At 32.2% G+C, this 6,354-nt stretch carries 6 protein-coding genes; 5 read left to right on the forward strand and 1 reads right to left on the reverse strand.

Translation table 11 applies throughout. The features are described 5' to 3' along the window. Window positions 1–5 precede the first annotated feature (5 nt). The 5 genes from hutI (at window position 6) to C3E88_RS02025 (ending at window position 4,987) form a co-directional block, all read left to right on the forward strand. Window positions 6–1,280, forward strand: a complete 1,275-nt coding sequence (hutI, locus tag C3E88_RS02005) for an imidazolonepropionase (RefSeq protein WP_236908373.1) — start codon at window positions 6–8, stop codon at window positions 1,278–1,280. Window positions 1,281–1,475: 195 nt separating this feature from the next. After that, window positions 1,476–2,606 carry a TMEM165/GDT1 family protein gene (locus C3E88_RS02010; protein ID WP_236908374.1) on the forward strand — a complete coding sequence of 377 codons (1,131 nt, stop codon included), beginning with the start codon at window positions 1,476–1,478 and terminating at the stop codon, window positions 2,604–2,606. Between the two features lie 77 nt (window positions 2,607–2,683). Beyond that, entirely contained in the window at window positions 2,684–3,142 is a 459-nt protein-coding gene (locus tag C3E88_RS02015; RefSeq protein ID WP_236908375.1) for a chemotaxis protein CheW, read from the forward strand. A gap of 17 nt (window positions 3,143–3,159) precedes the next feature. Next, entirely contained in the window at window positions 3,160–4,335 is a 1,176-nt protein-coding gene (locus C3E88_RS02020; protein WP_236908376.1) for a sensor histidine kinase, read from the forward strand. Further along, the gene (locus tag C3E88_RS02025; RefSeq protein WP_236908377.1) at window positions 4,325–4,987 is read left to right on the forward strand and encodes a response regulator; all 663 of its coding nucleotides are present in this window, start codon (window positions 4,325–4,327) and stop codon (window positions 4,985–4,987) included. The genes C3E88_RS02020 and C3E88_RS02025 overlap by 11 nt, the downstream gene beginning before the upstream one ends. Before the next feature lie 94 nt (window positions 4,988–5,081). On the opposite strand, the gene C3E88_RS02030 is transcribed toward C3E88_RS02025, so the two are convergent. Next, window positions 5,082–6,005 (reverse strand): selenium metabolism-associated LysR family transcriptional regulator, encoded by a 924-nt coding sequence (locus tag C3E88_RS02030; RefSeq protein WP_236908378.1) that lies wholly within the window; start codon window positions 6,003–6,005, stop codon window positions 5,082–5,084. Window positions 6,006–6,354 lie beyond the last annotated feature (349 nt).

The raw sequence follows: 6,354 nt of genomic DNA on the forward strand, positions 1-6,354 counted from the left end.
ATATAATGAGAGCGGATTTAATAATAAAAAATATAGATAATTTAGTAACCGTAAAAGGGCCAAATAAGCCAAGAACAAAGGAAGAAATGCAGGAAATAGGAATGATCAACAATGGAATAATAGCTGTTAAAGATGATACAATAATCTATGTAGGAGAAGGAGAGCTACCAGAAGATATTAAAATCCATAAAAGTACTATTATTTTAGATGGAAAAGGTAAAACCGTTACTCCTGGTTTAGTAGATTCTCATACCCACTTAGTCCATGGCGGTTCCAGGGAACATGAACTGGCTATGAAATTAAAAGGAGCTAAATATTTGGAAATATTAGAAGCTGGGGGTGGCATTCATAGTACTGTAAATGCCACAAGAAAAGCAAGTTTTGATGAACTTTATGAGAAGGCAAAGAAAAGTTTGAATATAATGTTGAAATTTGGTGTTACAACAGTTGAAGCTAAATCCGGATATGGATTAGATGACTTTGACACAGAGATTAAGCAATTAGAAGTGGCGAAAAAACTAGACGAAGATCATCCTGTAGATATAGTATCTACCTTTATGGCTGCCCATGCTATACCACCAGCATATAAGGACAATTCCGATGATTTTATAGATTTAATAATAAACAAGATGATACCCGAAGTAGAAAAACGAGAATTAGCCAAGTTTTGCGATGTCTTCTGCGAAGAAGGAGTGTTTACAGTAGAGGAATCTAAAAAGATTTTAGAAGCTGGACGTAATCATGGCTTATTGCCTAAAGTTCATGCAGATGAAATAGAATCCTTAGGAGGAGCAGAGCTAGCTGCGGAAATAGGATGTATTTCTGCGGATCATCTGGTTGCAGCAAGTGATAAAGGCATCAAAATGATGGCAGAGAAAGGAGTTATAGCTAATCTCCTTCCTGCAACATCATTTAATTTACAATCAGGCAAGTATGCCAAGGCTAAAAAGATGATTAAAGAAGGAGTTCCTGTAGCCCTATCTACAGATTATAATCCGGGAAGTTGTCCTACGGAAAATATGCAGCTAGTTATGAGTTTTGCATCAATAATTATGAGATTGACTCCAGAAGAGGTAATAACTGCTGCTACTATCAATGGAGCTGCTTCCTTAAAACTAGAGGAGGAAATTGGTAGTATAGAGGTTGGTAAAAAGGCGGATATGGTTATATTCGATGCGCCAAATTTAGAATATATCATCTACCATTTTGGAGTCAATCACACAGACAAAGTGATAAAGGATGGACATATAGTCTTTGATAATAAATCTAATATATTGTAAAATTATATTGTGCTTGATATACTAAGAGGGAGTAGCTATAGTATTTAATACTATAAATAGGGTCAACATGCTGGTAGAAATACCTGGTCCTATTTACTCATAGACTTTAAGAGGAGCGAGACTTTTAGTTTAATAGATATCTATTAAACTAAAAGTCTTTTTTAATAAAAGAGTACAATGGAAGGGGAAATAAACATGATAAAAGAGTTTATTAAAGCATTTTTTTTAATTTTTGCAGCAGAAATGGGAGATAAAACACAGATAATAGCCATGACTTTTGCAACCCAATATAAAGTAAAGGAAGTATTAATAGGCGTTTTTTTAGGGGTTTTTCTTAATCATGGAATAGCAATATTATTAGGTAGGTATTTATCTAGGTTAATACCCATGGATTGGATTCAAATGATAGCAGGTTTTATGTTTGTTATATTTGGACTACTAGCATTGAGGGAAGAGGAATTAGAGGATAATGAAGGAAAAAAAGCCTTTGGACCAATTATTACTGTAGCTTTAGCTTTTTTTGTTGGAGAACTAGGGGATAAAACTCAGCTTACTGCAATGACCTTATCTGCAGAGGGAAATCATCCATTATTTATATTATTAGGTACTACCCTAGGCATGATTGGCACCAGCGGTTTAGGCATTTTTGTAGGAAGTAAACTTGGAGAAAAAATACCTGATGTATTTATTAAGATAATTTCCTCTATAGTGTTTGTGTTTTTTGGAACTCTGAAACTATATAATTGGGTCCCTGATAGGTTTATAAATATCTTTTATCTAAGTACTTATCTGTTGATAATACTGTCTATACAAATAATGTTGTCTAAAAGATTGATGCTAACAAGAGAGTATCTAGGCTATTCTCCTATGAAGAAAGCAGCAGCTAGTCTATATATACAAACTAAGATGTTAAATAAAGCAGTAGATGAAATTTGCTTAGGAGAAGGTAGTTGTGGCAAATGTTTAGGGGATAATTGTATCATTGGTTATACAAAAAACATGTTAAAAAATGCTAGGGATAAAGAAGAATACTATATGGAAGAGTTGATGGATTTTAGTAAGCTAACAAACAAAGACTTTCCAAAGGAAAAGGTAATTGAAGCTTTAAGTCTTATAGTAGTGGATTATATAGAATATGGAATAGTAGAAGATGAAAGGTTTATTATTAATCAAGTCAGAAGATCCTTAGAGCTGATTTTGTTCGGTAGGAATATAGAATTTAATGGTAACTTATCTAAGTATATTAAAAATATTGAGAAGGCAAATAATTATATTGGAAATCATTTAAAAGACAGTATTGAAAGGCGGCTTAGTGACAATTCATAAAATAGTGTATAATAAAAGAAGGACAAACACTATTTATGTAGAATAATGATAGTAATCAGTAGAAGGGGAGGATAGTTATGAGTGAAAATCAATATGTTGTATTCAAACTTGCCCAGGAAGAGTTTGGTATAGATATCATGAACGTAAAGGAAATTATACCTTATCAAAAATCTGTACATGTACCTAATACTCCTAGCTTCATCGAGGGGATTATTAATTATAGGGGGAACGTAATTCCCGTAATAAACTTAAGAGAAAGATTTGAAATAGGTTTAGAGGAGAACACTAAGGATACTAGAATAATAGTAATAACTCTAGATAAAAAGGAAGTAGGATTTATAGTAGACGAAGCTTCTCAAACTATAAGGCTTGATGAAGAACAAATAGACCAAGCTCCCGATATAATCTCTGGAATAGATAGAAGGTATATTATTGGTGTTGGGAAAATTGACGATAATAGATTGCTAATCTTATTAGACCTACAGGAAGTATTAAGCAATGAAGAAAAAGATGAGATACAAACTATGGAACTATAATAATAGAGGTGTGTATTATGAACAAGAAACCTAGTCATGTGGATAGAATAAATGAAATATTAGAAGAAACCATATATGCAATCGAAAATAGTAGGGAGGAGATCCTAGATATTGTCGAGCATGCTCGAAAGGAGTATATTAAACTAGAGGAGGAACTGGAGGAAATCAAGAAGGTTGTAGACAAGGTGATAAGGGAGGTGGACTTATTAGAGGTAGAAGAAAAGAAAAGCAGGATGTATTTGTCAACAGTAAGTAAGAATTTTAATTTTTATAATGAAAGAGACATAAAAAATGCCTATGACAAAGCTAATGATTTGAGAATAAAATTACTTCTAAAAAGGGAAGAGGAAAAGTCCCTTATAGAAAAACGGGGTGAAATAGAGCTTAGGCTAAAATCTGCGATAGAAGTATATGAAAAATCTAAAAACGTAGGTAAATCTGTAAGTGTAGCTACTGAATATCTAAAAGGCAATATGGATGAAATACTGTTGACGGTGGATGATTTAAACAAACGCCAGTATTTAGGGATTAAAATAATTGAAGCTCAAGAAGAAGAAAGGCAGAGATTAGCCAGGGATATACATGATGGTCCAGCTCAATCTATGGCAAATATAATAGTAAAAACAGAGCTTTGCGAGAGATTGATGGATATCGATCAGAAAAGGTCAAAAAAGGAGTTGCAAAACTTAAAGGCAGTTGTAAAAGATACATTGAAAGATATAAGAGAAATAATATTTGACTTACGACCTATGTCCTTAGATGATCTAGGATTAATTCCAACTTTGGAAAAATATATTTATGATTTTTCAGTGGATACGCAAATTGAAACTAATTTAGATATAATGGGATCTGAATATAAACTAGAACCTGCAATTGAGATAGCCATATTTAGGATTATACAGGAATCTTTAAACAACATAAATAAGCATTCTAAAGCAACTAATGCAAAGGTCATTATTGAGTTTACTAGAGAGAGAGTAAACCTATCTATTATGGATAATGGTATAGGTTTTAATATACAAGAGGTTGACAAGCTTCATAGTACTACAACTGGTGGTTTTGGATTAATGAATATCAGGGAGAGGGTAGAATTACTAGATGGGAAGTTGCAAATAAAAACTTCACCAGGCACAGGGACGAAATTGAACATTTATATACCAATTATTAAGGAGGAACAGTTGCATGTCAAATAAGAACATAACTGTAATGATAGCTGATGATCATGTACTAATGAGCGAGGGAATAAAACAAATTTTAGAGCTTGAAACGGACATTGATGTAATAGCTCAAGCTGTAGATGGAGAAGAAGCTATTGAGAGAGCAATAAAATACAGTCCAGATGTAATACTTTTAGATATTAATATGCCAAAGATGAATGGTATAGATGTATTGAGGAGATTCAAGGATTTAGGGGTGAAATCCAATGTTATCATGTTAACAATTCATGAAGACAGAGAATATCTCCGTGAAACTCTTAAGATTGGAGCTAATGGATATGTATTAAAGGACTCGGATGCAGATAGTCTGATTAAAGCTATAAGAGATGTAAATGAAGGCAAAACCTATATACAGCCTAGCATTGCTTCCTTATTACTCAATGATATCAATAATGCTAATAAGGAGAAAAATAAAGATTTTCAAAAGATAGAATCTTTGACTAAGAGAGAGTATGAAGTATTGACATTAATTGCTGAAGGTTTAAACAATAAGGATATAGCTGAAAAACTTTACATAAGCGAAAAAACTGTCAAGAATCACGTTTCTAGTATTTTTAAAAAGATAGAAGTAAATGATAGAATACAAGCTGCAATTTTTGCGTTTAAAAACAACATCAAAAAGATATAGATGGAGATATTAACTCCATATAAAAAACCAGGGAGAATTTTTCTTTCCTGGTTTTATATTAAGCACACTTCAACGAAGGGCAATTAATAATGTTTCATTTAGAAGATTTTATGTTGAAATTTTTAATGTAATCTAATACGAAATTTTTAAAGGTTTCGTTTAAGGGTGAAAGCTGTCTTTTATTATGGTAAACAAAATAGAACCTTCGGCTTAAATCAATACCATCTAAATAATAAACTTTATATTTATCAAGTTTAATATCATCAACCACTGATTTTTCCGATAAAAAACTTATACCTACTCCTAAATGAACAAGTTCTTTTATTGTTTCAGAATCCTCAATATAGGCTACTATGTCTAAATCCCCTATATCAATATTCATGCTACCCAATTCATTTTCTAATAGACTTCGCGTACCGGATCCTTCCTCTCTTAATAGAATTTTTTCCCCGTATATTTGATTTATATTTAAGTAGGAGTAATTAGGGGCATTATATTGGGAATTGTTTGGAGTAATTACAAGCAACTTGTCCTCTATCAATTCAATATAGTCAAGGCTATTGTATGGATACTTAGCCCCTACGATACCAAAATCTGTGTCACCATCGATTATGGAATGTACAACTCTTTTAGAATCTTCGTCTGATAGAGTAAAAGTCACATCTGGATATTCATGTAGAAAACGTTCCATTATTTGAGGTAATATATGTTTTCTAGGAACTGAACTAGAATAAATATTGATATGACCTTGGATACGACCTTTGTAAGCTGCTAGATCAAACTTTGCCATTTCACAAGAATTTATTATATTGATAGCGTACTTGTACAGTAAACTACCAGCTTCGGTTAAAGATATGTTCTTGCCGGAACGATTAATTAAAAGAGTACCTAATTCTTTTTCTAAATTTTGAATATGATTAGTAACAGTAGGTTGAGTTATATATAGCTTTTCAGCAGCGCGTGAAAAACTTTTCAAATTAGCTACCTCTATAAAGGTTTCAAGTTGTCTAAAATCCAATTTACAAACACCTCTTTCTATTATATTTAACTATGTATCCATTTTAACAGAGTTATTACATAAAGTGAAATAAAATTTATTCAAAAAAACCATTGACAAAAATCAATAAAGCTGATATATTAAAATAGCTGTCAAGAGCGAAGCATGAACTTAAGCACAAAATTCTATAAAATGAACAAAAAAACATCTTGACACAGCATCGAAAATATGATACATTATAAAAGTCAACCCCTTCGGGAGATTGACGAAAATGAACCTAGACAACTAAACAGTGTGAAATACCTTGAGTAACATTTATTAAATAACAGGCAAACTTTTTTATGAGAGTTTGATCCTGGCTCAGGACGAA

The sequence above is a fragment of the Clostridium sp. Cult3 genome, assembly GCF_021655115.1.
Lineage (GTDB): Bacteria > Bacillota > Clostridia > Tissierellales > Tepidimicrobiaceae > PPXY01.